The organism is Mesorhizobium sp. M0830, assembly GCF_040319965.1.
Lineage (GTDB): Bacteria > Pseudomonadota > Alphaproteobacteria > Rhizobiales > Rhizobiaceae > Mesorhizobium.
The window spans coordinates 51,004-76,426 of sequence record NZ_JAMYOR010000015.1; the positions used below are offsets into that span (position 1 = coordinate 51,004).

Consider the following 25,423-nt stretch of genomic DNA (forward strand, 5'->3'; position numbering starts at 1 on the left):
TCCGATTTCGATGATCGCGATCATACCAAATTCCAAGGCAACTGTCTGTCGACAAAACACTGAGGGCACGACAATGCCGCGAGTTGTCGGCGCGTCACAGGATGAGACTTGACCCGCGCCGCGCGTGAGGCTTGAGTGGCCAGAGCTCCTCGATGAAAGCGTGGCGGTCATGGCCAATGGGCTCCGGTTCAAAACGGCACGGGATCTTTTCATGGCCTGTCCTGCTGTTGCCCGGGACATGAGAGCCCTTCCAACCGACCAGCGCTCGATCGAGTTCTGCCGCGACCTCCTCGCCGGGCGCGTTCCCGAGGAAGCGATTACATTTTGTGCCTATCTGCTTCCAGAGCGGGCCGCGGTCTGGTGGGCCCATGAATGCCTGAGCCACCTGACCGACCTGTTCGATGAGACCGATCACGGTTTGCTCGCGCTTGTCCGCGACTGGGTGGGTGAACCGGACAGCCCGCATCATCGGGCAGCAGTCAGTGCGGCCGCGACGACACAGCCAACGACGCCGGTCGGCTGGATTGTCCTGGCCGCGGGATGGCGTGACAATGGTTCGGCCAGGGCCGCGACGATGGTATCGGCCCTGCAACCATTTCCTGCCGCCCATGCGGTCAATGCCGGGATTCTGACCGGACTGGCACGTGTCGCGCTCGCCGACCGGTTTGCCGTTCTTTCGGCCTTTGTCGAAATGGGCATCCAGATGGCCGAGATCGAGGCGCTGCGCCAATCAGCGGATGCGTATTAAAGCATTCACCCCGGCACAAACTGGATGGATGCCATCAACGCCCTGTATCACTTGCAGCCACCTTGAGCCCATTTGGCAAGCGCCACCTTGAAGCGTGTTCCGAGCGGATGCTGCAGGCGCAAAACAGAGACATCGTTGGAGGCGAAATTTTTCGCCTGTTCGCACAGCCGGGCCTCGTTCCACTGATGGCAGCCGTCGCAATGCTTGCCTTCCCATACCGACTTGTCGAGCCCCTCCACCGGACTGAAGCGTGGCTTGCCCTTGATGAGCTCGGCAATGCTCTTGCCGTCGATTTCCGGATCGCCAAAATTGATCGGGTGGTCGAAAAAGATGGGGTCGTCCGAGGCAAGCTTCGGTATCTTCTGACGAAGCACATTGAGTGCGAGTTGGGCGTCGTCACCGGGGCCGGCCGGATTTGCCGTGGTGTTGCGCCCGTCCGAGCCGCCTTCCGGTTGCTGAGCGCTCGCCTCGCCGACGATCAGCGGCGCGTTGAGATCGATCTTGTGCAGGACGACCTCGGTGGTCAGTGAGACATTGGTCCAGGGGCGCTGTTTGCCGGCGGTTGCCTTGAAGACATCGGCGGTAACGCGGTTCATCGCTTCGGTGATGGAAACATTCGTTTCGCCGATATGCGCGAGCAGCGCCGAAGCAAACGGCGAATGTTCGCCCGACCCGTCATAGGCGACCCGATCAGGACTGGTGGCGAACGCGACAAGCGTGCCCGCACCACCATTCTCGATCGGAATTTCGGCAAGGCCGCTCCTTGCTCCCTTGACGCCGGCGGTCTTTGCCAACACATCGGCAAGCGGATTGTCACGGCAGGCGTCGAGGAAAATCAGCCTTATGCTGGTCTCGCGTGACATTTGCCGCAAGATGAAATCCACGGGCACCGCCTCGAAGTCGAGCGAGGTCTCGTCCTCAAGTGCTGCATCGATCGGAAGAAGGTAGTTGCTGCCTGAAACCTGCAACCCATGGCCGGCGTAGAAGAACAGGGCGATGTCGGCGCCGCGAACCTGCTTGGCGAACTGCGCAATCGTCGTCTGGGTCTGCAATTTGGTCAGGTCGAAGCCGGAAACGACTTCAAAGTCCAAGTTCTTCAGGCGTTCGGCCATGGCCTGGGCATCGCGTACCGGATTGGTCAGCGCCGGGGCATGCTGATACTGGGAGTTGCCAAGGACCAACGCGACACGGCGTTCGGCATTGGCGGCCGACAAAGTCAAAAGTAATGCCAGTGCTGCAAGCCCGATGCCGCGCATAAGGCCACCACAACGGGCGATCAGATCGAAACTCACCGGGACAACGGATCCTTCCTCAGTTGACGAGCTTGGTGGCGGAAAACTCGATCCGCCGATTGAGCGCCTTGTTCTTCGGCGTGTCGTTGGCGGCAACCGGCCGCTCCTCGCCGTAGCCGGTCGCCGCGATCTGCGTGCGAGGAATGCCCGCGGCGACAATGGCATCGGCAACCGCCTCGGCCCTCCGCTCCGACAAGCGCTTGTTCTCGACAGGCGACCCATCGGAATCGGTATGTCCGGAAACCTCGACCTTCAGGCCTGGGCACTTGCCAACGACACCGACGACCTCCGCAAGCAGCGGACGGCTTTGGGTATCGAGCCGCGCGCTCGCCGTTCGAAAGTAGATAGCCCCGGTGCGCGACAGCACCGCAAACCGGTTGAGGCACTCCTCGTCGCTGAAGTTCGTCTTCGCGGCATCGGTGGCGACGGGTCCGACATCGGCGGTCTTCGCCGCAACAGGCTGGACAGCAGCCGGCTTGCTGCCGTCAGCGGTGAACACGAAATCGAACGACACCGATGCGGTCGGAACAATGTTGGTCACATTGGCCGCCTGCTGGAGTTTGTCGACATTCGGCAACAGCCCGAAGTCCTCCACATGCACGGCGACCGGAGCCTCCGAAGCGACCGATACCATGTTGTCGCTAATCATGGTCACCACGACGTTGGCCTCAAGGTTCTTGTCGACCCCGTGCAAGTTGAGACGGAACGGAAGCACCGCCTTCACACGTCGCTTGGTCGGCAGGTCGGCAAACGCCGCGGGATCGACCTTCGCGGTCAGTTCGGCGGACGGAAACTTGAATGTCTCGAAGAAAAGGAACCGCATGCGGACATTGCGAAGATCGACCCCCGTATCGACCGAATTGAGATCGAAGGTGACTTTGGCGTCACCCGCCGAAGTAAGGCTGCCGGAAATGTTCCTGATCTTGTTGGTTTCGACGATCGTGTTCTTCTTGACCGACTGATAGGTGAGCACCGACGCGGCGGGATCGAGCGTCCAGTTCGCCTGTGCGTTCGCGGTTCCCAGTCCGGGCAAAAGCAGCACGGACAGCGCAACGATCAAGCCAAGTGCGTTTATGGCGAGCCGACTTCTCGACCGTATTTTCCAGCAGAATCCGACGACTTCGAACATGGAACCCCCCTGCCTAGAGCAGTTCACGCTTTCACGGAAACGGCAAACCGCTCCATCTGTTTGTTTTGACGCAATTCCGGACGGAAAACCGTCTCTTTTCCTGGAATTGCTCGGTGCCGATGGAGAGCATAGAACACTTGCTCTCGCTTGGCGAGCGTCTCGGCTGGAGTGCTTGGCCAGTCCATAATCCGGCCACGCCACACTGGCTAGAAGGCGATCTTCAATCCGAACTTGGCGCCGATGGTGGAACTGTCTGAAGACGCCTTGCCACGGACTTCGCCGTTGACGGTGGTCGAGTCCGACACTTTCAGGTTAAAGCCGGTCGACAGCGCGGCGGAAAAATCCGCATCGTCGAAGTTGATCTCCCTGGTGTCGATTTCGGTGGTGTTCTTGTAGCCGAAACGCTGCTGCAATTCGCCCCGCGCATAGGGGCTGAACACCATGCCGTTGCTCAGCGTGTAATCGCCATAGATGCCGGGCTCGAGCTTGATCGCGCCAAAAGAAAGCTGGCTCTTGCCGAACTCGTTGCCGCCGCTGTCTGTATAGGGATCGCCGCGGAATGAAACGCCAAGCAAGCCGCCGCGCAGGTCGAAACGGGTGCGCTCGCCCAGCTTGAAGATGTGGCCGACCGATGCCGTAACCGCATAGCCCTTGGTATCATAGCTGCCGGTGGTGCCGAGCACGCCGTTCGTCACGTCGCTTCCGCCGATGAAGCCGGAGGCGGAGACCAACGCGTAGTCGACGCTTTTGCGAAACAACACGTAGCCGCCGAACAGGCCAGCCTTGTTGGTGCCTTCGCCTATGGCATCAAATCCCCGGAACGCGCCGAGGCTGACGTCGGTCGAGGCGTAGCCGGCGAAAACGCCGATGTTCAGGCCATACTCATTGTCGAACTGGAAGTGTTTGGCGGCATTGAAATCAAGACTGATGGCGGCCGAAAAATCATTGGCATCGAAGCTCGGGCCGGGTCCATTCAAGCCGCCGCCGCTGATGTTGTAGCCGTCATGCTCGGTATGGGCGAACTGGCCGGAGGCAAAGACCCCGAAGCTCTCCGAAACCGGCACCATTCCAGATCCGGATGCGGGCGAAAGGTGGAGGTCAGCATCGAGCGCGTCGCGGTTTATGCCGTAGAGAGCGTCGATTGCCACCGTGACCGCGCCGGCGTTGGTGGCGCTGGTGGGCGCCGCCGCAATGCCGAAATTGGCCGGCGTGGCACGCAGGAACAAGCCGCCATTCGGGCCGGCTACGACCTGATAGGTGAAAAGCGAGCCCGGCGTGCCGGGAACACCTGCGACGCTGAACGTCCCGGTGACCGGACCGTTGGTCGAAACAATGAGCGGGATATCGGTCGCCTGGGTGAATTGCGGCGTGCCGAGCAGGTTGACGATGATTGTATTGACGCCGGTGGCCGAGAACGCGCCGGCGACCAGTTGATCCGACTGCACCGTCTGCTGGTTGATGTCGAGGCCGATGCGGGCGCCGTTGAGGGTGAGGCCGCCGAGCGTCAAGACGTCGTTGGCGACACCATTGCGCATGTCGATCAGCGAACTCGTGGTCGCGATGATCGAACCCGGCATGGTGACGTTGCCGTTGATGAACAGCTTCGAGCCGTTGCCGAGGTTGAGCTGGTTGATGCCTTGCGTGCCGCCGCTGAAACGCAGTGTGGAAGCGTCGGCCGAGAAATTGTCGAAGCCCGTAAAGTTCTGGCTCTTGCCGCCGGCCGCGAGGTCGGTGTCGGTGACAGTGCCATTGGCATTCGTTCCACTAAACAGCACGCCATCGCTCAGATTGAGCGGATCGACCGTGCCGATACCGTCGATGACGAGCGTGTCGGGCCCGAGGCCAGTGATGTTACCGCCGATCGTGCCGCCTGACAGATGGACATGCTCGGCTTCGATGCCGCCAGTAATGGTGCCGCCGATGACCGAGACGTTGTCGAAGCCGGCGCCGCCGCTGACGTTGCCGCCGACCGTGCCGCCGGAGACCGTGACGGTGTCGTTGCCATCGTCGCCAGTGACCGAACCGCCGACCATGCCGCCGGACATGTTGAACGTGTCGTTGCCATCTTCCAATGCTACGGTACCACTCGGCACGACAACCGCGAAGACGCCGAGGCCGTTGCCCTGGATGTTGGCGGTACCCGAAATCATGACGCTGTCGTTGAGGTCGCCGGCGAACAGCGATCCGGTGACCGTGCCGCCGCTGATCGCATAGGTATTGCCGCCGCCTTCCCCGAAAACAGATCCGTTGACCGTGCCGCCGCTCATGTCGAATGTATTGACCCCGGTACCGAGATCGACCTGGGTCGGCACGGCGGCTGTGCCAATGGTGCCGCCCGAGATGCTGATATGGTCATCACCGTCATTGCCGGAAACCGGCCCGGCGATCGTTCCGCCGCTGATGGTGATCGTATCGTTGCCTAGGTCACCGATGATTTCATCGGTGAGAATGCCGCCGGATACGAAAATCCGGTCGTTGCCGTCATTGCCTTCGATGAAACCATTTATCGTGCCGCCGCGGAAATCGATCGTGTCATTGCCGGCGCCGCCGCTCACGGCGCCGCCGAGTGTGCCGCCGGTCATCGAGAAGCTGTCGTCGCCATCCTCCAGGCCGACAGAATCGGTGTCGTTCCCACTCTCGCCAAGGTCGATGCCGATACTGGCGCTGCCTGAGACCGTGACGTTGTCGTTCTGGCTGCCGGCGAAAATCGAACCGTCAATCCTACCGCCGCTCACGTCATAGGTGTTGCCGCCACCTTCGCCGAATACCGAACCGGTTATGTGACCTGCGGTCATGTTGAAAATATCGGCGCCGTCGGCGAGATCGACGCGGCCCGGCGTCGTGGTTGTCCCGATGGTTCCGCCGTTGATGTTGACGGTGTCGTTGCCACCGTTGCCGAATATATTGCCGCCGATGGTGGCGTTGCCGCCGACCGTTATGATGTCGTTTCCGGAGGCACCGTCGACATCGAGTTCGACCGCGGCATCGCCGCCTATGCTGACCTTGTCATCGCCGGCCTCGGCATCGACTGCAGCAACGTTGCCTCCCGCAATGGTGATGGTATCGCTGCCGTCGCCCCCATAGATGAAGCCGACGGTCGGCGCGCTGTAAAAAACGCCCTCCTCGGTCTCGAGGATACCGACCGTTATCTCGTCGTCCCCAACGCCGCCGGTCACATCACCGACCTGCGTGGCGCCGCCGGATATCGCGGCCCTGTCGGTGCCGTCTCCAAGGTTGATGTCCTGAATGCTGCCGGCCTGGATGACGACGGTGTCATCGCCCGCCCCGGTATCGAGATTGGCCCTGACGTTGGGGGCGAACGGCTCGCCCAAGTAATCCCCATAGAACATCTCGAATTGGTCTTTGCCGCCAAGGAGCTCGATCGTCCCATCCGCCGGCTGCAAGGAGGTCGACCCTTGCGTGGGCAGCCCGCCTACACTGGGCGTTGTCGACACGTCGTCGGTCAGCTCGCCGCCAAAAATCCTTACGATGTCGTCGCCGTTGCCATCGTAGTCATTGATCTTGATCTCCGACGAGTTCTGGAACCCATTAAACCGGGTGGTGAATACGCCATCGATGTCCTGAAAATCCCCGACCGTCCTGCACTCCACCGTAACCGATGTCGTCTGGAACGGATCGCCGTCGCCGTTTGCAGTGGCGGAGCACGCCGCTGCGCCAGATATTTGAAAGGTGGACGCTGCCGCCAACGCAAGCAACGAAACACCCGCCAATTGATAGGCCTCGCGCGGCACGCTCATTCGACCCCACTTTACGAGAAATCGATACCGTCACAAAAAACTAAAATAGGCCCCACCCATGGGATTGGGGCTCGTTGACCTGCCTCGCCGAGAGTGTACGCGGCGTGTTGCTCTACGGCAATGGTTCGGCGTTCGCCGTCGGGCGACTATCAGGCCAGCTGTGGCGACAAGGTCACTATCGAAAAGCTCGAAGCGAACTATTGATCCCAGTGTATCACCGTTCAAAGGGCACATTTAGAGATCAGAATAGGCTGCCGAAACGGTCAGGTCTCCGGCATGAGCAATCTTGCGGTCGTAGCTTGCCCATATTTCGCCGCCACATTGTTCCGCCCAGCGGTGACAGAAAGAAAAATCGTCAGGCAAATCCAGTTCCGGCGTCACGATCTTCGCAAACGGCGTCAGGAAATTCTGGAACTGAGCGGTGTACTTGTTCTTTCGGTAACGAGACCGGTCCACCGTGTCGGGCAACTTCTCGATCATCGCCGTCACGCAGTCGCGGGAGACCAGAAAGATACCCGTGCCGCATGACGATACCCGGACAAAGCCCCCTATCTCTTGCCGGGGTTCGACGACGGTTCCGATGAACTCCAGGCTTTGTGCGAAGGCCTTGTCGAAGGGCAGTGTCGACAGTGAGTGGAGTTTTCGCAGATCGACTAGGCGCCGGGGATACAACGTGCCGACCACCGGCTTGTCCAGCGCCAGCATCGCGGCGATCAGATCAGGCGAAAAGCCCATGTCGCTGTCGATCATCAGGATGTGACTGCAATCCGGCTTGTTGTAGTAGAAGTTCGTCAGCAGATAGTTCCGGGAAAACGGGATATCCGTGTACTCGATTTCCGACAGCGTGAAAGCGTAGCTGGACAGGCTGTTGTGGGTCAGGGCCGCGAAGAGGCTGCGAACGAACACACTTTTGTAGGCTGCTCCATAAACCGGCAGGGCGAGGTTGATCTTGATCGGCATCGTGTCCTCCACAGTCCAGTGACTGCATACAAATCCCCTTTTTCCTATCTTTGACATGATACTTGGTATAAAAATTTGCTGGCCTTTGGCGGCACGGAGTCCAGACGCTCAGGCAGGATTGCGTTTGCGTGTGGTGCGTTCGAAGGCTGCCGGAATAGGATTGACGCAGGCTGGAACGAGCATGCCGATATGACCCATCGCCACGGATTCTTCTTGCGCATCCTTCTGCTCATGCTTTTCGTGATCCTGAGCACGGTCGGCGTTCGCGCCGCGGTCGAGCAGAACGCCTTGCCACAGCCGCGCAACCGGCTGGCGATCGTCATCGGCAACACGAACTACCAGAGCAAGCGTCTCGAGCACCTCGCCAATGCGGTGAACGACGCGACGAAACTGTCCGACAGCCTGAAGCGGCTGAATTTCGAGGTTCTGACCGGAACCGATCTCACCGCCGATGGATTCGCCAAGCTTTTCCGCGACGCCGAGGCCAAGCTGCCCGAAAGCAGCGCCGTGCTGATCTTCTACGCTGGTCACGGCATGCAAGTGCAAGGCGAAAACTACCTGCTGCCGATCGATACGCCCGATCCGGAAAACCTGGACAAGTTGACGGCGCACGCCGTCAAGCTGAACGACGTGATCGCCAAATTCGCCAGTCGCGACCGTCAGACCTTCATCTTCCTTGATGCCTGCCGCAACAATCCGCTGGGCAGCGGCGCCAACATCAACGGTCTGGCCCAGGTCGAGGTCGGCGAAAACACGTTTGTCGCCTTCGCGACCCAGCCCGGCAACGTCACCGTCGACGGTACCGGCGAAAACAGCCCGTTCACCACTGCGCTTCTGAAAAATGTCGAAATCCCCGGCTTGAGCATTTCGGACATGATGATCCGCGTCCGCAACGAGACCGAGGCGCTCACCGTCGGCCGCCAGGTTCCATGGGACCAGTCGAACCTGCGTGAACAATTCTATTTCACCGAACAGCAGATGCTCGATCCGGCGCAGTTGAGCGCCAGCCTGTCGCGCATACTGTCCGATCCCGACGCCAAGAAGAAGCTGCAGATCGAGCTCGCCTCCAACGACCTGCAGACCGCCGTGCTCATCGTCGGGCAGACGTTGCGGTCGGTCGAGCTTCCTGCACCGTCAGGCGGTTCAGCGGGGCCGGTCGGCACTCAGGTCGCCAATCTATCTCCAACTGACAGCGTTGCAGTGGCTCGCCAGAGCGTCGTCTCCGGCCTCGAAACCCTGATTGTCGGCGCATCGGCGGGCGAAGCACAAAAGGACAAGGCGGGCGATCTAGCGCGCAGCATTCAGACGGAACTTCGCCGCCTGGGTTGCTATCGTATGCAGGTTGATGGCGATTGGGGCACGGGCTCCATCCGCGCCCTCACCGACTATTACAAAAATACCAATCAGGTCGCATCGACGACCGAGCCGACCGTCGGACTGCTCGGCGATCTCTTTTTGCGCTCCGGCAGAATCTGCAAGCAGCCGGTCATCGTCAAGGCCAAGCCGGCCAAAGTCGCGTCGGATAACGGCCCTTCGCAAACCGGTCCCAGCCGCAAGGCCGCGAAACGTGCGCAGGCCGCCCCGCAACGCCCCGCAGCCCCCCCTCCAGACATTAGTGGGGGCATAGGCATTGGTGGCGTGTTTTAGGATGTGGGCGGTCAGGCGCGCTTCCTTTCCGCCCTTGTTCTGGGAATGCCGCGGCTCGGGGCCGCCACCCTCCTTGAGCGCAGCGGTTATGACGCAAAGGCATCGGAGCATTTGAAGGGCCGCTATTGGGAGATTGTCCATTGGCGCGCGATCGCGCGGATCAAAATCGCGGGAGCGCGACCGTATCTTCTTTGATCATTGCCTGATGAACAGGCCCGTGTAGGTCTGGCCGGCGAGCGTATAGGTTCCGGCCAGAGTTCCGTCGGGCATCATCATAAAACTGACGTCCGCGCCATTCGGGAGGCGCCCAAGCTTCAACGTAGTCCCTACAATTTGTCCTGCGCCTGCGGCCTCTCCCGGATTGTTATCGCCCAGAATTCCCCACGCATAGGTGACCGTGACCTTTCCGTTCGAAGAAACAGATTGAACAGCCAGTTTACCTTCATATGTACCTTCCAATCGTCCGGCCCAATTGCCCGAAAAAGCAGCGTACTTTGTTGGAACGCCCTTTGCGGGAGGAGTGATTGTCACGGATTGATCCATAATCGCCGAGCCAGGAGGAACAGAGGCAGGATCCAAGGCGGGTTGGGATGGAATGGTAGCAGGATCCAACACAGGTTCAACAACGGCGGATTGTGGCGGTTCTGGAGCCGATTGGCACGCGGCTAGGACAAGTGCCGCGAAGGCCAGCATCAGGTTCCGCATCAATTTCTCCACATCGTTCTCCGACGGACGTATCCGAAAAGCCCGCTGATCGGCAGAAAGTCCTATTCCCCAGGCCGGATATCGGAGACACCTGATAGGCCGAACAGTGGCCCTAATAGATAGCCGCGTGTCAACCGTGTGGCGACATTGCGCGGCCGAACCTTAGGTGGCTTGTTGGCATGCCCACGGTCGAGCGCGAGGCGCACTGCGCTTGATCTAGTGTTTAGTATCTGGCTCAGAAACAGCTTGGTCCGGGCATGTTGGGGATTGCCGAAGAAGCTGTCTTGACTGCCTTCCTCGAAAATCGGACCGGCTTCCATGAAGATCACGCGGTCGGCTACAGCACGCGCAAAGCCCAGATTTTCTCGCTGCCTTCTCTGTCGTCAGCAGTTCTCAAAATCCGGCTCTTGAAAATCGAAAATTGCTGCGTCGATGTCTGTGACAATCTGGCCGTCCCGCCGCAGCTTCGTTTGACCAGACACACGTTGAAACCGTGGACCTTCGAATAGCGCGTAGAGATCCTCGGCCATCTACTCTTCAATTCGCGTAGCGCCAGTCAGGTGGGCCTTGGTTGGAACTGCTTCGCATCGCGACCGTTACCTTTGCTTAGGAAAACCAGATCGAGCAAGTTACTTACCACCTGACTGCGAGGGAGTTAGATGATGATCCTTGCGATCGGTGCAGCCGGGAGATTCGGCGGCTGCGTCGTTCCGGCGCTCGCAAAGCGCGGCGCGAGAATACGCGGTTTCGTCCACAAGCCCGGGGATGCCGATCACGCGCGAAGCCGCGGCGCAGCCGAGGTTGCGATCGGCGATCTCCATGACCAGGAGAAACTCGACGCGGCGCTTAATGGCGTGCACTCTGTATTCTATATCGCCCCCGCCTTCATGCCGGACGAAGCCGACCTAGGAATGCGTTTGGTTGACGCTGCAGTTCGTGCTCACGTACGCCGCTTCGTGTTCTCAGCCGTGATCCATCCGGTCCTGTCGGCTCTCAGCAATCACACCGCCAAGGCGCCGGTAGAAGACGCCATCCTCAATTCGGGCATGGAATATACATTCCTCCATCCAGCCCGGTTTTATCAGAATTACGCAGCCTTCTGGCCCACGGTAATGAAGGAGCGTTTATTGGCTGAGCCGTGGTCGGCAGACACCCGTTTCTCTCTCGTCGACTATCGCGACGTTGCCGAAAGTGCAGCGATCGCATTGACGGATGATCGACTGCTTTACGGTACATTCGAGCTCTGTGCTCCCGGTTATTGGGATCGCAAGCGCGTTGTCGCGCTCATGAGCGAAGTGCTGGGTCGCGAGATCAAGGAGCGGCGCGACGTTGATGTCCTCAGCGAAGTCCCGCAGGCCGAGAGAAGGATGTTCGAGCACTACGACCAACATGATCTGCTCGGAAACCCGCTGACGCTGCGGGGGATCCTCGATAACGAGCCACGTACACTCAGGGCCTATCTCGAGGAGCTAGCGGACCACTCTGATGACCGACACATTCTAGCCGAACCAAAGAACTGAAAATAAAAACGAGAGGTCCCAGGCCGCTCAAGGCCGCTCTGCGCCCTGGACTGGCAAATTTCTCCAAAGTTCGGCCAAGCTCCCCCACATCGACGCTGACGAGAAGGGTCCGATAGACTGTGAACTGAAAATTTCAGCTGGCTAGGGCTTGCGTTTCGAAACACGGCAGCCAGTTTTGAAGGAGGAGATGATAATGACCAAAGTTCGCGCCCTTGTCCTTGAACGCCAGCACGAGCTTAAGCTGCGTGACATAGATCTGCCCCAGACCGTCGGCCAGGGCCAGGTCCGGATCAAGATCCACACCGTCGGGGTTTGCGGCTCGGACGTCCACTACTATACCCACGGCCGCATTGGCCCGTTTGTCGTCGAAGCACCGATGGTTCTGGGGCATGAAGCCGCCGGGACGATTGTCGAAATTGGCGAAGGCGTCGAGCACCTGGAGATCGGCGACCGCGTTTGCATGGAGCCGGGCATCCCCGACCCGAATTCGCGGGCGAGCCGGCTTGGCCTCTATAACATAGATCCTGCCGTAAGGTTCTGGGCAACGCCTCCTGTCCATGGGGTGCTGACGGCCCATGTCGTTCATCCTGCCAACTACACCTTCAAGATACCCGACAGTATCAGCTTCGGCGAAGGCGCGATGGTGGAGCCTTTCGCCGTGGGGATGCAGGCGGCGACAAAAGCGAAAATCAGCCCAGGCGATACAGCTGTTGTGCTTGGTGCCGGACCAATTGGCACTATGGTCGCGATCGCTGCCCTTGCCGGGGGATGTTCCCGGGCAATTATCGCCGATTTTGCGCAACCCAAGCTCGAAATCGCCGCCGGTTATCAGGGGGTGATCCCGGTCAATCTTCGAGAAGAGGACCTGATGAGAGAGGTCAAGCACTTGACCAACGGCTGGGGCGCCGACGTCGTGTTCGAATGCTCCGGCTCGCCCAAGGCGTGGGAGACGCTTCTTGACCTGCCGAGGCCCGGTGGCGCTGTGGTGGTCGTCGGCCTGCCGGTGGCGCCGGTCCCATTCGACATCGCGACCGCTTCGACCAAGGAAGTCCGTATCGAGACTGTGTTCCGCTATGCCCATCAGTATGAGCGGGCGATTGCTCTTATGGCGTCGGGACGGGTCGACTTAAAGCCACTCATTTCGGCGACCTTTGCCTTCGAGGACTCTATCGCGGCCTTCAACCGTGCGGTCGAAGGCCGGCCGGCCGACGTGAAACTTCAGATCACCCTGCCAGATTAATGTGAGCCTCGCTGTCTCAAGTCTTCTTGACGCCTCGCGCGGTCGTCACGCTTTGGCGGCGTAGACGGGTGATGGCATCGGGCCTGCATGGCTGCGCGGCCGCCTGACCACATGGGGGTTTGTCGGCATTCGCCGACAAGCTTGCCTAATCCCCTTGGCTTGGAGAACAGTTCATGTTTGCCCCTGATAGTCAACGTGCGGATCAACTCCTGCGGGCGCCGCTCAAACCCATCTTGACAAATCGACGGCCGTCCCACACGCTACCTTAACAAAAGGCACAACAAACTTACAAAAGTTCAAGTTGGCACGATCTGGCCGGTAGGGAGAAGGCCGATGCATCTCTGTCACCCAGCGGAGATTTGCGCGTGAGCACCGCGACTCTCACCCCAGAGAGGTCCGGGTGGGCCCTGCCCCGGTTCATGACGGCCGAGCATCCGTTTCCCTGGCTGGCACCGATCACGGTGATGCTTCTCGTTTTCGGCATCTATCCTCTCGCCTATTCGGTCTGGCTGTCCTTTCACAAACGCAATGTCGTATCGCGGCAGCTTGATTTTGCCGGATTCCACCAGTGGGCACGCGCATTTTCGGATACGCGCATGTGGGATGCGTTGGAAACGACACTGATCTATACATTCATCGCGCTTGCGGTTCAGCTTGCACTCGGCATCCTCATCGCCCTCCTGCTTGATACCGATCGCAAGGGGTACGGGATCCTGCGGGCGCTGATGACACTGCCGCTGGTCGTGCCGCCTGCGGTTACCGGAATGATGTTCCTGCTGATGCAGGACGGCTCTTTCGGTGTCCTGTCGTTCTATCTCTATGCCCTCAACCTGATCTCGCCGGCACAGCCGATCTTGACCCAGCCGGTAACCGCATTGCTGGCGATCCTGCTGGCGGACATATGGCAATGGACGCCGTTCATGGTGCTCATCATACTGGCGGGCCTGCGGGCGCTGCCGAAGGAGCCTTTCGAAGCCGCGGCGATCGATGGCGCCAGTGGGATCCAGACATTCTTGCGACTTACACTGCCGATGCTGCGCAAGGTGATTGCGGTCGCGGTGCTGATCCGCGGCGTCGATCTTTTTCGAATCTACGACTACGTCTACATCATCAGTGCCGGCGGGCCGGGCACGGCTACCGAGACGCTCTCGTTCTACGCAGGCCGGATCTATTTCACGGGAGATTTTCCCTACGCCGCGACCTTGTCGCTGATCGTGCTCGTCGTCCTCATCGGAGTGTCGAACCTCTTCGTCAGGCTTTTCAAGGTAAGGTTCTGATGGAGCCCTCCCGCGCCCAGATGATCGCACGTGACCTGCTCGCCGTGTTGGTGGTTGCGATCTTCATGTTCCCGATCGCGTGGTGGGCGCTGTCCTCCATCAAACCCTATTCGGCGATCTTCGACCGCAGTGGACCGGTCTACATCGGCTTCAAACCGACGCCGGACAATTACCGCGTGACGCTGCTCGGCGTGTCGCGAGTTGATATCGGCATGGAACAGGGGGGCGAGGCGGCCGGAGTAATAAAGGGAGGCGCCAGTTCTTACGATTCCCGCCAGTCGCTGCTCGCCAGCGCGATCATAGCGGTCGGGTCGACGGCACTGACACTGGTCCTGGCGACGCTGGCTGCCTATTGCCTGTCGCGAATGCAGTTCAGCGGGCAGCAGTCGTTCCTGTTCTGGATCCTCTCGCAGCGCTTTATGCCGCCCATCGCGATCGTCATACCGATCGTTTTCATGTTCCGGGATCTCGGCCTGCGCGATACTTATACTGGGCTCATCCTCGTCCACAGCTTGATCAATCTGCCGCTGGCGGTTTTGCTTTTGAAGTCGTTCTTCGACGATGTTCCACGCGAGGTTGACGAGGCGGCACTGATTGACGGTGCGACGCGCTGGCAGACGTTCGGACGCGTAGTCCTTCCTATGGTGAAGGGCGGCGTCGCCGCGACCGCCGTACTATGTTTCATCTTTTCATGGACCGAGTTCCTGCTGTCGCTGTTCCTGACAACGTCGATCCGCACTGTCCCGGTGAAGATCTCGACGTTTGTGACTTCGACGGCCACCGAATGGGGCTACATCACAGCACTCGGCACGTCTGCGATCATACCGAGCTTCATCTTTATCCTGCTGGTTCAACGGCATCTGGTCCGCGGCCTGACCCTTGGATCTCTCAAGGAGTAAGGCCGGACGAGAAGAACGACGACAAACGCAACGGAGGAACGATCATGAGCTTCAGAGACCACGACAAGAAGACATTCGTCGCCGATACCTGCAACGACTTTACAGCGCGTCGAATAACCAAACGCGACTTCATGAGGAAGATGGCGCTGGCGGGCATTGGCTTTTCCGCCTTCGGATCGGCTATGCTGGGTGGCGGTCGCCCCAATCGAGGGATGCTGGGCTTCGGGGTCGAGGAGGCCCGGGCCCAGGACACGGACATGCTGAAGTGGCTGGCCGATGTCGGTAAGCCATATGCCGGCACGAAAATTCGCTACACCTCGGAAGCAACGCCGCCCACGATCGTCGCTAACCAACTTGTCGCGGGTGAATTCACGAAAGCAACCGGCATTGAGGTCGAGGTCGAGATCGTGCCGCTAGAGCAGGTTCTCGCCAAGGCCACGCAGGACGTGCAAGGCCAGCTGGGCACCTATGATGTCTACTATCTTGACCAGTCCTGGATGGCGACATTTGCACAGGATGTCATCGATCCGCGCGAGTATTACGACCAGAACAAAGCGCTGGCGATGCCCAATTTCGACTGGGACGATTTCTCCAAGCCGCTGGTCGACGGTATCGCCATGTACAATGGCAAACAGTGCGGAATTCCCTTCGATATTCCGATCTTTATCCTGATGTATCGCAAAGACCTTTTCGACAAGCATAATATCGCCTTGCCGACAGACCTCGACGCCTATCTCAAGGCCGTGCAGGCGCTGACTGAGGCGGAAAAGGGCAATGGCATCTTTGGCACCGCATGCCAGGCGAAGTCCGGCCATTATTCGCTCGAATGCGACTGGACCTTCGCACTTTGGGGTCATGGCGGTTCGATTTTCAACAAGGATAAGAAGTTCGTCGGCAACGATGAGCGCGGCATAGCTGGGCTGAAATTCTACCAGGAACTGGTCAAGAACTCGCCACCGTCGGCAACGACATGGACCTGGGATGGACAGGGGCAGGCCCTGACACAGGGGCAGGCCGCCATGGCAATCACCTGGGGCGAGGATTTCCCCGGTTTCGATGCCAACGATTCCAAGGTCAAAGGCCTGTTCGAGGCCTTGCCTGCGCCCAAGGAGGTTCCCGGCCGCCGAGCCACCGCGGATTGCGGCTTCAACGAAATCCCGGCCGTCGGTCATCAGGGCGGCTCGACGATTTCCCTGTCGCAATATTCCAAGAACAAGGAAGCGGCTTGGTTGTTTATGCAGTGGGTCTGCTCGAAGGACGTGATGGCGCGGGTCTCGACGCTTGGCGGCGGCGCCTCGCCGATGCGCAATTCCTCCTTCACGGATCCTCGGGTCAAGGCGAAGGCCGTGGTTGGACCAGGAACAACACGCCATTTCGAGGCGATCAAATACACAATCGACAATCAGATGGGATCTGAGCCGGACATGCCCATCTGGGCGGATCTGTCGAACAATGACATCCCGGTCGAACTCGGCAAGCTGCTGACTGGTCAGGACTATGGTGGGGACGCCAAGGCATGCCTCGATGCCATCGCCCACATTGTCGACGGTAAGGTCAAGGACGCGGGGCTTTAATGGCGTAATTGGGCTATTTCGGCGATGGCGGTTTCGACCGCCCTCGCCCTTGGCAATGTGGCGGCAATGGCTCCGGATCTCGTCATCGGCATTGATTCCTCGACCTCGGCAACCAAGGCAATTGCCTGGGACCGCAATGGACGCAGCGTGGGGGAGGGTCGCGCGCCGATAGCAATGTCCAACCCGCGCTCGGGGTATTTCGAGCAGGACCCGGCCCAGTGGTGGGCTTCGGCGGTTGCAGCGCTGCGCACCGTAACTGCAACAGTTTCGCCAAGGCGCATTGCCGCCCTAGCCATTTCCAACCAGCGCGAGACCTTTGGCCTTTTCGACGAACAGGGCGAAGCGCTCCGGCCCGCGACACTCTGGCTGGACGAGCGGGCTCGCCAGAAAGCACGCCGCTTCGGTGAGGCTTTCGGCGCGGCGCGCGTCCACGCGATATCCGGCAAGCCGCTGGACGTCATTCCTTGCCTTTATCGCATGATCTGGTTTCGCGAGGAGCAGCCCGAGATCTTTGCCCGGGTGGAGCGAATGGCCGAAGTTCATGGCTATCTCGTTTTTCGCCTGAGCGGCCGATGGGTAACATCGACTGCCTCGGCGGACCCGATGGGTGTGCTTGACATGCGCGCAACCGACTGGTCGAACGAGATACTGGAAGCGGCAGGCGTCGCCCGGCGGATGATGCTGGACTTGGCTCGGCCAGGGACGGTTGTGGGCCAGGTAACTCAGGCAGCCGCCACGCTGACAGGCTTGCGGGAGGGGACGCCGATCGTGGCTGGCGGCGGCGACGGTCAATGCGCCGGAACGGGCGCCGGTGTGTTGCAGCAGGGAAGCGCTTACATCAATCTTGGCACAGCGGTCGTCTCGGGAAGCTTCGGCACCGAGTATGTCTGTGATCCGGCCTTCCGCACCGAAAATGCCATCGCTGAGGATGGCTACATCTACGAGACATGTCTGCGCGCCGGCACTTTCCTCGTCGACTGGATGGCGCGCGAAATGCTGGGCGTCGATCTGCATGGCTGCAACGGCGAGCTGGAGGCGCTTGAGGCCGAGGCCGCAGCCAGCCCGATCGGCGCTGGCGGCATAATGCTGTTGCCCTACTGGCAAGGCGTCATGGATCCCCATTGGAACAGCGGCGCTCGCGGTGTGATTGCCGGGCTTTCCGGCTCGAGCCGCCGCGGCGACATCTATCGCGCAGTGCTGGAAGGCATAGCGCTCCATCAGGCAGCTACAAGTCAGCGGGCCGCTGCCGCCGCCCACCAGGACATCGACTACTTTATAGCGATCGGCGGAGGAGCGAAGTCCGACCTGTGGATGCAGATTCTGGCAGATGCACTCGACCGTCGCGTAAAGCGTTCGACGACCGTGGAAGCCTCCTCGCTCGGCGCGGCAATGGCAGCGGCAAAGGGGGTGGGCTGGTTTTCCACCATCTCCGAAGCCTCCCTCGCAATGGCCAGCGAATCCGCCACATCTTTCGAACCCAATGCAGTCCATGCCGGCCGGTATGCCGAACTTCTTGCGATTCACGCCGATCTTTGGCCGACGATTTCGGCCTGGAACCAGCGACTGGCGGCTTTCACGGAGGCTGATGGTGGCTGAGACGATCAACTGGAACGCCCTGATCGAGGATGTTGTCGCAGGACGCTGGAAGGATCCTGAGACAGGCGCGGCCGCTGACCTGCCCTTCCAGACGATCGAATTGCTGGAGACGACTGAAGGCCGCGAGGCGGATCTCATCGCGCCTCTGGCGCTGGGCAGCCGGATTGCTGTCGTGTCCGATGTCAACACTTTCGAAGTAATGGGGCGACGCGTCGCTAAGGCGCTGCGCAGTGTAGCCGATATTGACGCAATCGTGCTTCCCGACGGCCTCGACTGCGAAGAAACGACGATCGAGTTGGTCAGGGAGAAAACGCGTCACGCCGACGGCATCGTTGCCGTCGGGTCTGGAGTCCTCAACGACAGCTGCAAGCACGCAACCTTCCTCGACGGCCGGACCTATGCGGTCTTCGGAACCGCAGCGTCGATGAATGGCTACGGCGCCTCGACTGCGTCGGTGACGTTGGCTTCAGGGCTCAAGATCTCGCTGCCCTCGCACGCCCCGCGCGGCATCTTCCTGGACCTAGGTGTGTCGGCGGCAGCGCCAAGCTGGCTCAGTGCTGCTGGCCTTGGCGACAGCCTCTGCCGGTCCACCGCGCAGGTCGACTGGTGGGCTTCGCATCGGCTTTTCGGGACCTATTACTCCGACGTGCCCTATCGGCTGCAGGCCGGCGACGAGGAGCCGATGCTGGCCCACGCGTCTGGCCTGGCGTCGCATGATCTCACCGCCGTCGGGCATCTCCAGCGCGTGTTGACGCTTTGCTCGATGGGAGTCTGCTTCGCGGGCGTTTCGCACCCCGGCTCCATGGGGGAGCACCAAATCTCCCATTGGGTCGACATGTTCGCGCGAGAGCATCATCCCGGTACGACCCATGGTCAGCAGGTTGGCGTGGCATCGCTGGTCATGGCGCGGCTGCAAGCGATGCTGCTGGACATGGAAGAGCCCCCTCGGGCAAAGCCGACGCCCATCGATGAGGCGGCGATGCTGGTACGCTACGGTGCGCAACTTGGACCGCTTTGTATAGCCGAAATGAGGAAGACAGCACTCGACCACAAAGAGACAGAAGCTTTCAACCGGAAGCTTGAGGAAATCTGGCCGGCTCTGCGCCGGGAGCTTCGGCCGATGGCTATGCCGGTCGCCCGCATGGAAGCAGCGCTCAAGGCTGCTGGAGGCCCGGTCACCGGCGCCGAATTAGGCCTGCCACGAGAGCTTTGGCACGACGCCATCCGCTGTTCGCGAGAAATCCGAGGCCGCTGGTCCTTTGTCAATTTGGCGGCCGATGCAGATCTCCTGGAAGAATTTCTGCAGAGCGAACGGTGAGACCGCATTTGCATCGTCCCAGTGGCTCGCATGGCGAATGGAAACGAACGGCAAGGGAATTGAAGGGTAGCAATTTATGGCGTCTGTAACCATCAACAACATAAAGAAGGACTATGGCGCCGTAGAGGTGATCCATGGACTCGACCTTTCGATCGAAGATGGCCAGTTCGTCGTCCTGTTAGGCCCCTCCGGATGCGGCAAGTCCACCCTGTTGCGCATGATTGCCGGTCTTGAGCCCATCACATCCGGTCGCATCGCCATAGGCGACCATGTCGTCAATACCCTTCATCCCAAGGATCGCAACATCGCGATGGTGTTCCAGAATTACGCGCTTTATGCGCACATGACGGTTTTCGACAATATGGCCTTTTCCATGCAGTTGAAGAAACGACCTAAGGAAGAGATCAAACAGAAGGTAGGATGGGCCGCGTCAGTTCTCAATCTGACTCCCTACCTGGAACGGTATCCTCGCCAGCTTTCCGGCGGTCAGCGGCAGCGTGTTGCCATGGGCCGCGCAATCGTGCGCGATCCAACCGTGTTCCTGTTCGACGAACCGCTGTCCAATCTCGATGCCAAACTGCGCGTGCAGATGCGGACCGAAATCAAGGAGCTCCACCAGCGGCTGAAGACCACGACAGTATACGTCACGCACGATCAGATCGAGGCGATGACCATGGCCGACGTCATCGTAATCATGCGAGACGGCTACATCGAACAGATCGGGCGCCCGCTCGACGTCTATGATCGCCCGGAAAATCTCTTTGTCGCCTCGTTCATCGGCTCGCCTGCAATGAATATGTTTCATGGTGAGGTGGCCGATGAAGGGGACGCAGGGGTGGTGCGGATCGGTGACCTCGCCCTGCCGCTACCACCAAAGGCCGCGGTCCGCCCGGGCCAAAAGGTAGTCTATGGCGTCCGCCCCGAGCATCTTCGACCTGTGACGGATGGGAGCGGCATCCGGGCGACCGTCACTGTTGTCGAGCCGACTGGTCCTGAAATCCATATCTTCGCCAGCGTGGGCAACATCGTGGTCTGCTCGGTACTGCATAACCGGATGGAGCTCTCTCCCGGGGCGACAATCCATCTGGAGCCCGCGCCAGACCGAATTCATCTGTTTGACCAAGGCAGCGGCGAACGGCTGGACAAGGGAAGAAACTGAATGGCGCGGATCGTCATCCTCGGTGCCGGCGTCATGGGCTCGGCCATGACGCTTCCGGCCGCTCACGCGGGTAACAGCATCAGCCTCGTCGGGACCCATCTTGATGAAGAGATCGTTGCATCTGTGGCCAGCACAGGGCACCATCCGCGTCTCAACGTCACTCTGCCAGCCGCCGTTGTCGCCTACCCCTGGACTGGATTCGTTGACGCGATGAGCGACCGACCCGATCTACTTGTGCTCGGTGTCTCGTCGGCTGGCGTTCCCTGGGCGATCGACCGTATCGCCGAGAGTGTCACGTCGCCCGTGCCGATTTTGATGGTTACAAAGGGGCTCGCCGCGCGAGACGATGGCATCGACATCCTGCCACACGTGGTTGCCCGCGAAATTCAACGGCGCACCGCGTTGTCGATGCCGGTGATGGCTGTGGGCGGACCGTGTATTGCCGGAGAACTGGCGGCCCAGCGCGATACCTCTGTGATGGTGGCAGGGCACGACGCCGACAGTATTGCCGCGGCATCTCGCCTCCTGCGAGCCCCCTTCTATCATGCGCGGGCGTCGTCCGATCTCGCCGGGGTTGAAATCTGCGCCGCTTTCAAGAATTTCTATACGCTCGCAGTTGGGGCTCCAGTCGGGCTTCTTGAGCGCGACAACAAGGCGCCGAACGGCGCACTCATGCACAATCTTGCCTCGTCACTTTTTTCGCAGTCCCTCCAAGAAATGGCGATCCTTGTCGAAGCCCTGGGCGGAAAAATCGCAACCGTGCGGGGATTGGCGGGTTCCGGCGATCTTTACGTGACCTGCCAGGCAGGCCGCAACGGTCGAATGGGACGCTTGCTCGGCTGCGGCTTGCGTTATTCCGTGGCAAAGCGCGACCATATGAGTTCGGAGACGGTCGAGGGGGCGCAACTGGCGCTGGATCTTGGCCCGACATTGGAGAGAATGATGAGCCGGGGCAAACTTCCTCGCGATCGCCTGCCGCTGACGGCCGCCATAGTCGAAGCAATTTGCCATGACGCTCCGCTGGTATTGTCCTTCGACAGTTTTCATCGTGGATAGGCGAATACACAAAGCGCTTCACGTCGATGGCACGGTCCGCCGAGCCATTCGGCTATCGTAGCGCCCCGTGTAGAGAGGACTTTTGATGGAGAAACCACCAAGAAAGAAACGCGACGGCCGCCAGATCCTAGCGAATTCCGTCAGCGTCGATCGCGAGGAAGGGCTCCTTGTCCGGGCCGCCTGGCTTGCCTATGTGGGTGACCTCACACAGGCGCAAATCGCCAAGTCTCTCGGTCTAACCCGCCTTCGCGTCAATCGGATGCTGGCGCTTGCCCGCGAGCGGGGGATAGTCCAGATTCGGATTAATTCCAAGGTAGCCAGCTGCATAGATCTAGAGCACCGGCTGCGGGTCGTCTATGGCGTCTCTGATCCAATCGTGGTCCCAACGCCTCCCGATCCCGCTTTGATACCGCAGGTCATTGCAGCCGCGGCGGGCGAAGCCCTGTCGGCTAGAATCCGGGACGGAATATCCGTCGGCGTGGGTTGGGGGAGGACGCTCCAGCTCAGCCTCCGGTCTGTGACAGTGCGCCCGGTGAAAGGAATGTCGATCGTTTCTTTGCTCGGCGGCCTGACGCGGGGGTCGGCCATCAACATTTATGATATGGCTTCTCGGCTTGCGGCGCTGTTCGATGCCGAATGTTTCTACATCGCAGCCCCGGTGTTCACGGATACCGAGGCCACGCGCGATCTGCTCATGCGCCAGTCCATTCTGGAAGATGCCTTTACACATGCCCGTGCTGTCGAGGCCGCTTTTGTTTCAGTTGGCGCGGTTCACAAGGACGCCACGATTTTTCGCATCGGGCTGGTGGGCGAGGATGACCTCACGTCCCTCCAACACGCAGGCGCCGTTGGCGATATCTGCGGCCACTGGATCGATGCGGACGGACAACTCGTCGATCACCCGCTCAACCGGCGCGTTATCGGCCTCGCACCTCAAAACTTGCGTGACATCGATACGGTGATCTTGCCTTCCGGTGGACTCGAAAAAGTTCCGGTGCTGCGCGCTGTATTGCGTCTTGGCGTCGTCGATGTCCTGATCACCGACGAAAAGACTGCTGAATCGATCCTTTCAGAAAAGTCCTAGAGAGGACTGACTGATTTTAGGGGCGCGGACTTGTCTTGGTCGTCCAGATTTCGACTATTCGTTTAGCAGCTTTGCGCGCGTAATGCCTGCCGCTTGCTATAAACCACACCGACGGGATCCTGGAATCTGGGTCACATTCGAATTTGCATATCGAGGTCGACGGCATGGTACGCCGTCAAGCCGGCATCATAGCATGGAGTCGTGACGCTGATCCGGCGCTGGGCGACTATGGACCGCCGTCCGTACTTTTTCACTGATGGCGAAGTGCCGGACGTGGACTGAAGGTGATCATCCGCCGAGAGGACAGGCCGACCAATACTCTAGGCGCAAACTGGGTGTTCAAGGCTAATCAGCACCCCAATTGCCGGGGCCATGAAAGAAGGACTGGATTTCCTCCATGTCGACTTGGCCGTCGCCATTCTCGTCCACTGCATTGAATATGCGATCCACGAAATCCTGCATTTCGCTCTGTGAGACCGAACCATCGCCGTCGGCATCTATGATGGCAAACATCATTCGCATCCCTGCGCCATGCATCATCCTGGCTCCCATGCGCCCGTGATTTTCGGCCATCCGCCCTCGTTCACGCCCGCCCATTCTGGGCTCTCCGCCCCCACCGTCGCCACCTTCCCGTTCTGCTTGCGAACGCCGATCCTCGTGCATCTTTTCTTGCATCATCTTGTCCATCATCTGACGCATCATTTCCCTCATCGAATCTTGGCTCGGTCCTGTGCCTTCAGGTGATCCTCCGGGGCTATGATCCTGTGCTTTGATTGCGGGCACGGGCGTCCCGCTCGACTGGGCCAATGCTGGCAAGGCGCATATAGCCAGCGCCGCGGCGACTGCCGTCGCTTTGATCGTGCCTGACATCGTGTTCTCCTTTGAGTGGTCTGTAACCCAACATGTTGGCATCTCAGCCCAAACAAGCTGATCGCTTTCTGGTTCCTCGCAAACGTTCGGAAGACCTGGTTCGGTGATGGGGCCAATGTCGCCGAATTCACCTGATGAACTGAAAGGAGAGGACCGCGAGCACGACAATGACGAGGCCGATAAGGTAGATGACACTGTTCATGGCCCGTTCGCCTGGGGCCCGAGGACGATCGTCGAAGTCAGCGACCGCTCATGGAGCGAGACTTCCGAATCTCCACCGAGGCCAAAGGTGGGCATGGCGACGGCTTCCACCATGGTTCGCATTCCGCCGACGGTGGCGCCTTCCGGATCGAGCCGCAGGCGGCCGCCGTCGAGAACGGCGATGTCGGTGGTGGTGCCGCCGATGTCGGACACCACTGCCTCATCTAGGCTATCATGTACCGCGCTCCACCACGCTTGCCGCTGGGTCCTGACAGGATGGTCTCGATCGGCCTGGAGCGAGCGAATTCAGCGGTAATAAGCGCGCCGTCGCCGCGCACGACCATGAGCGGAGCGACGATCCCGCGTCTTGCCAGAAAGCGTCGACAAGGCGATCGATCATCGAGATCAGCCGGGCGTTGAGGAAGCGTGGTTAGCGCCCGATGAGGGCCGCCGAGTTTCGACGACAGTTCGTGTGAACAGGTCACTCGGAGCCCGGTACGCTCGCGATGATGTCCCCGCCATGTCGTCAGTGCCACGGGGCGTGATCGGGAGCCGTTCATACCCTAAAAGAAAGGCGCAAAGGATTTTGGCGGCCGGCCTCAATGGCGTTCGCGGCTGAAACACGACATGCCGAGAATGGCAGTACCGAGCTTCACCAACTTGTCCGGCGAAGGCCAGTGGAGATCGCGCCCACCCCGATGTTATTTGCTGGCCGGGGGATGCAGCCTTGTGTCGAGGGCAAAAGCTTCCTGGAACTTAAGCGTGTAGGAAGCTGCCGCCTCGCTCGCCACGAAGATGATGTTCCAGCTATGTGAAGAGACCGCACTTGGCATAGCATTCGCGCGACCCTGCCGTCGTGCTCGCGCCAACTCGAATGGCTCTCCCGGTTGGCCAGCTCAACGCCCAAAACCGGGCGCCGGTCCTCCCAATCCACGCCGATCGCCACCAGCACTGCCTGACTGGCGATCACGCCCGCCTCGCGAGCCCGCTCGTAGCGGGCGTCCAAAATGAGATACGGATAGCTTTCCTCGAGCCGCTGAAGAACGCCTTCAGCGCTTCATCCAGCCGCACCGTCGCCTCGCTCACCGTCGAGGCCGAGAAAACGTGGCCGCACAATTCCTCCGTCACCGCTTTCACCTTGCGGGTCGAAACGCCTTGCACGTACATCTCGACCAGCGCCGAAACCAATGCCTTCTCCGAACGCTGGTAGCGCTCAAACAACTCCGTCGAGAACCGGCCCGCCCGATCCTGCGGGACCCGCAGCTCCTGAACCGCGAACCCGTCCTCATCCGAAAGCAGCAACGCTTTCAACTCGCCTCTGCTCAGTCTAACTTCTCGATTAGTCATGGCACTTCCCCTTCCACGGGAATCGGTGATTGCAACGTCACCA

At 60.1% G+C, this 25,423-nt stretch carries 19 protein-coding genes and 4 pseudogenes; 12 read left to right on the top strand and 11 right to left on the bottom strand.

The features are described 5' to 3' along the window. Nucleotides 1-169: 169 nt before the first annotated feature. A complete protein-coding gene (locus NKI20_RS11845; RefSeq protein ID WP_352830795.1) occupies nucleotides 170-748 on the top strand; it encodes a DUF6931 family protein in 579 nt (192 codons plus the stop codon). 47 nt (nucleotides 749-795) lie between these two features. On the opposite strand, the gene NKI20_RS11850 is transcribed toward NKI20_RS11845, so the two are convergent. The 4 genes from NKI20_RS11850 to NKI20_RS11865 form a co-directional block, all read right to left on the bottom strand. Beyond that, nucleotides 796-2,040 carry a caspase family protein gene (locus NKI20_RS11850; RefSeq protein WP_352830717.1) on the bottom strand — a complete coding sequence of 415 codons (1,245 nt, stop codon included), beginning with the start codon at nucleotides 2,038-2,040 and terminating at the stop codon, nucleotides 796-798. Nucleotides 2,041-2,059: 19 nt separating this feature from the next. Further along, complete coding sequence (locus NKI20_RS11855) at nucleotides 2,060-3,169, bottom strand: OmpA family protein (protein ID WP_352830719.1); 1,110 nt, start codon at nucleotides 3,167-3,169, stop codon at nucleotides 2,060-2,062. A gap of 206 nt (nucleotides 3,170-3,375) precedes the next feature. Beyond that, nucleotides 3,376-6,927 (bottom strand): autotransporter, encoded by a 3,552-nt coding sequence (locus tag NKI20_RS11860; RefSeq protein ID WP_352830721.1) that lies wholly within the window; start codon nucleotides 6,925-6,927, stop codon nucleotides 3,376-3,378. Nucleotides 6,928-7,161: 234 nt separating this feature from the next. Continuing rightward, a complete protein-coding gene (locus NKI20_RS11865) occupies nucleotides 7,162-7,887 on the bottom strand; it encodes a hypothetical protein (protein WP_352830722.1) in 726 nt (241 codons plus the stop codon). 189 nt (nucleotides 7,888-8,076) lie between these two features. Between NKI20_RS11865 and NKI20_RS11870 the strand changes: the two genes are divergently transcribed. Further along, nucleotides 8,077-9,534, top strand: a complete 1,458-nt coding sequence (locus NKI20_RS11870) for a caspase family protein (protein WP_352830724.1) — start codon at nucleotides 8,077-8,079, stop codon at nucleotides 9,532-9,534. A gap of 195 nt (nucleotides 9,535-9,729) precedes the next feature. Here the strand turns inward: NKI20_RS11870 and NKI20_RS11875 are convergent, their stop codons facing one another. The 3 genes and pseudogenes from NKI20_RS11875 to NKI20_RS11885 form a co-directional block, all read right to left on the bottom strand. Further along, nucleotides 9,730-10,239, bottom strand: coding sequence for a hypothetical protein (locus NKI20_RS11875; protein WP_352830725.1), 510 nt, complete (start codon nucleotides 10,237-10,239; stop codon nucleotides 9,730-9,732). Between the two features lie 224 nt (nucleotides 10,240-10,463). Continuing rightward, nucleotides 10,464-10,598 (bottom strand): annotated as a pseudogene (gene glnQ, locus NKI20_RS11880) (glutamine ABC transporter ATP-binding protein GlnQ); the annotation flags it as partial. 24 nt (nucleotides 10,599-10,622) lie between these two features. Next, nucleotides 10,623-10,769, bottom strand: coding sequence for a hypothetical protein (locus NKI20_RS11885; protein WP_352830727.1), 147 nt, complete (start codon nucleotides 10,767-10,769; stop codon nucleotides 10,623-10,625). 129 nt (nucleotides 10,770-10,898) lie between these two features. On the opposite strand from NKI20_RS11885, the gene NKI20_RS11890 reads away from it, so the two are divergent. The 10 genes from NKI20_RS11890 (at nucleotide 10,899) to NKI20_RS11935 (ending at nucleotide 22,962) form a co-directional block, all read left to right on the top strand. Next, nucleotides 10,899-11,759 carry an NmrA family NAD(P)-binding protein gene (locus NKI20_RS11890; protein ID WP_352830729.1) on the top strand — a complete coding sequence of 287 codons (861 nt, stop codon included), beginning with the start codon at nucleotides 10,899-10,901 and terminating at the stop codon, nucleotides 11,757-11,759. Nucleotides 11,760-11,952: 193 nt separating this feature from the next. Further along, nucleotides 11,953-12,999 (top strand): NAD(P)-dependent alcohol dehydrogenase, encoded by a 1,047-nt coding sequence (locus NKI20_RS11895; RefSeq protein WP_352600907.1) that lies wholly within the window; start codon nucleotides 11,953-11,955, stop codon nucleotides 12,997-12,999. Between the two features lie 365 nt (nucleotides 13,000-13,364). Next, nucleotides 13,365-14,276 carry a carbohydrate ABC transporter permease gene (locus tag NKI20_RS11900; protein ID WP_352600905.1) on the top strand — a complete coding sequence of 304 codons (912 nt, stop codon included), beginning with the start codon at nucleotides 13,365-13,367 and terminating at the stop codon, nucleotides 14,274-14,276. Further along, on the top strand, nucleotides 14,276-15,175 hold the full coding sequence (locus tag NKI20_RS11905; RefSeq protein WP_023758886.1) for a carbohydrate ABC transporter permease: 900 nt from the start codon (nucleotides 14,276-14,278) through the stop codon (nucleotides 15,173-15,175). The genes NKI20_RS11900 and NKI20_RS11905 overlap by 1 nt, the downstream gene beginning before the upstream one ends. Before the next feature lie 44 nt (nucleotides 15,176-15,219). Next, a complete protein-coding gene (locus NKI20_RS11910) occupies nucleotides 15,220-16,749 on the top strand; it encodes an ABC transporter substrate-binding protein (protein ID WP_023758887.1) in 1,530 nt (509 codons plus the stop codon). A 24-nt stretch (nucleotides 16,750-16,773) separates the two neighbouring features. Continuing rightward, complete coding sequence (locus NKI20_RS11915) at nucleotides 16,774-18,345, top strand: FGGY-family carbohydrate kinase (RefSeq protein ID WP_352830732.1); 1,572 nt, start codon at nucleotides 16,774-16,776, stop codon at nucleotides 18,343-18,345. Then, nucleotides 18,338-19,663, top strand: a complete 1,326-nt coding sequence (locus tag NKI20_RS11920) for an iron-containing alcohol dehydrogenase (RefSeq protein ID WP_245266572.1) — start codon at nucleotides 18,338-18,340, stop codon at nucleotides 19,661-19,663. The genes NKI20_RS11915 and NKI20_RS11920 overlap by 8 nt, the downstream gene beginning before the upstream one ends. A gap of 76 nt (nucleotides 19,664-19,739) precedes the next feature. Next, on the top strand, nucleotides 19,740-20,822 hold the full coding sequence (locus NKI20_RS11925) for an ABC transporter ATP-binding protein (RefSeq protein ID WP_352830734.1): 1,083 nt from the start codon (nucleotides 19,740-19,742) through the stop codon (nucleotides 20,820-20,822). Beyond that, complete coding sequence (locus NKI20_RS11930) at nucleotides 20,823-21,878, top strand: hypothetical protein (protein WP_352830736.1); 1,056 nt, start codon at nucleotides 20,823-20,825, stop codon at nucleotides 21,876-21,878. 85 nt (nucleotides 21,879-21,963) lie between these two features. Continuing rightward, the gene (locus NKI20_RS11935) at nucleotides 21,964-22,962 is read left to right on the top strand and encodes a sugar-binding transcriptional regulator (protein ID WP_198032218.1); all 999 of its coding nucleotides are present in this window, start codon (nucleotides 21,964-21,966) and stop codon (nucleotides 22,960-22,962) included. 345 nt (nucleotides 22,963-23,307) lie between these two features. Here the strand turns inward: NKI20_RS11935 and NKI20_RS11940 are convergent, their stop codons facing one another. The 4 genes and pseudogenes from NKI20_RS11940 to NKI20_RS11955 all read right to left on the bottom strand — a co-directional run. Continuing rightward, on the bottom strand, nucleotides 23,308-23,832 hold the full coding sequence (locus tag NKI20_RS11940) for an EF-hand domain-containing protein (protein WP_352600897.1): 525 nt from the start codon (nucleotides 23,830-23,832) through the stop codon (nucleotides 23,308-23,310). Nucleotides 23,833-24,045: 213 nt separating this feature from the next. Then, nucleotides 24,046-24,539 (bottom strand): annotated as a pseudogene (locus tag NKI20_RS11945) (hydantoinase/oxoprolinase family protein); the annotation flags it as partial. Nucleotides 24,540-24,734: 195 nt separating this feature from the next. After that, a pseudogene (locus tag NKI20_RS11950) lies at nucleotides 24,735-24,887 on the bottom strand (RES domain-containing protein); the annotation flags it as partial. A gap of 5 nt (nucleotides 24,888-24,892) precedes the next feature. Further along, nucleotides 24,893-25,299: pseudogene (locus tag NKI20_RS11955) on the bottom strand (transposase); the annotation flags it as partial. Between the last annotated feature and the right edge of the window lie 124 nt (nucleotides 25,300-25,423).

What these genes read in the sequence shown, in the direction of transcription:
- NKI20_RS11845 (WP_352830795.1), top strand. Translation starts at nt 170, where the DNA reads ATGGCCAATGGGCTCCGGTTCAAAACGGCACGGGATCTTTTCATGGCC.
- NKI20_RS11855 (WP_352830719.1), bottom strand. Translation starts at nt 3,169, where the DNA reads ATGTTCGAAGTCGTCGGATTCTGCTGGAAAATACGGTCGAGAAGTCGG.
- NKI20_RS11860 (WP_352830721.1), bottom strand. Translation starts at nt 6,927, where the DNA reads ATGAGCGTGCCGCGCGAGGCCTATCAATTGGCGGGTGTTTCGTTGCTT.
- NKI20_RS11865 (WP_352830722.1), bottom strand. Translation starts at nt 7,887, where the DNA reads ATGCCGATCAAGATCAACCTCGCCCTGCCGGTTTATGGAGCAGCCTAC.
- NKI20_RS11870 (WP_352830724.1), top strand. Translation starts at nt 8,077, where the DNA reads ATGACCCATCGCCACGGATTCTTCTTGCGCATCCTTCTGCTCATGCTT.
- NKI20_RS11875 (WP_352830725.1), bottom strand. Translation starts at nt 10,239, where the DNA reads ATGCGGAACCTGATGCTGGCCTTCGCGGCACTTGTCCTAGCCGCGTGC.
- NKI20_RS11885 (WP_352830727.1), bottom strand. Translation starts at nt 10,769, where the DNA reads ATGGCCGAGGATCTCTACGCGCTATTCGAAGGTCCACGGTTTCAACGT.
- NKI20_RS11890 (WP_352830729.1), top strand. Translation starts at nt 10,899, where the DNA reads ATGATGATCCTTGCGATCGGTGCAGCCGGGAGATTCGGCGGCTGCGTC.
- NKI20_RS11895 (WP_352600907.1), top strand. Translation starts at nt 11,953, where the DNA reads ATGACCAAAGTTCGCGCCCTTGTCCTTGAACGCCAGCACGAGCTTAAG.
- NKI20_RS11905 (WP_023758886.1), top strand. Translation starts at nt 14,276, where the DNA reads ATGGAGCCCTCCCGCGCCCAGATGATCGCACGTGACCTGCTCGCCGTG.
- NKI20_RS11910 (WP_023758887.1), top strand. Translation starts at nt 15,220, where the DNA reads ATGAGCTTCAGAGACCACGACAAGAAGACATTCGTCGCCGATACCTGC.
- NKI20_RS11915 (WP_352830732.1), top strand. Translation starts at nt 16,774, where the DNA reads ATGGCGGTTTCGACCGCCCTCGCCCTTGGCAATGTGGCGGCAATGGCT.
- NKI20_RS11925 (WP_352830734.1), top strand. Translation starts at nt 19,740, where the DNA reads ATGGCGTCTGTAACCATCAACAACATAAAGAAGGACTATGGCGCCGTA.
- NKI20_RS11930 (WP_352830736.1), top strand. Translation starts at nt 20,823, where the DNA reads ATGGCGCGGATCGTCATCCTCGGTGCCGGCGTCATGGGCTCGGCCATG.
- NKI20_RS11935 (WP_198032218.1), top strand. Translation starts at nt 21,964, where the DNA reads ATGGAGAAACCACCAAGAAAGAAACGCGACGGCCGCCAGATCCTAGCG.
- NKI20_RS11940 (WP_352600897.1), bottom strand. Translation starts at nt 23,832, where the DNA reads ATGTCAGGCACGATCAAAGCGACGGCAGTCGCCGCGGCGCTGGCTATA.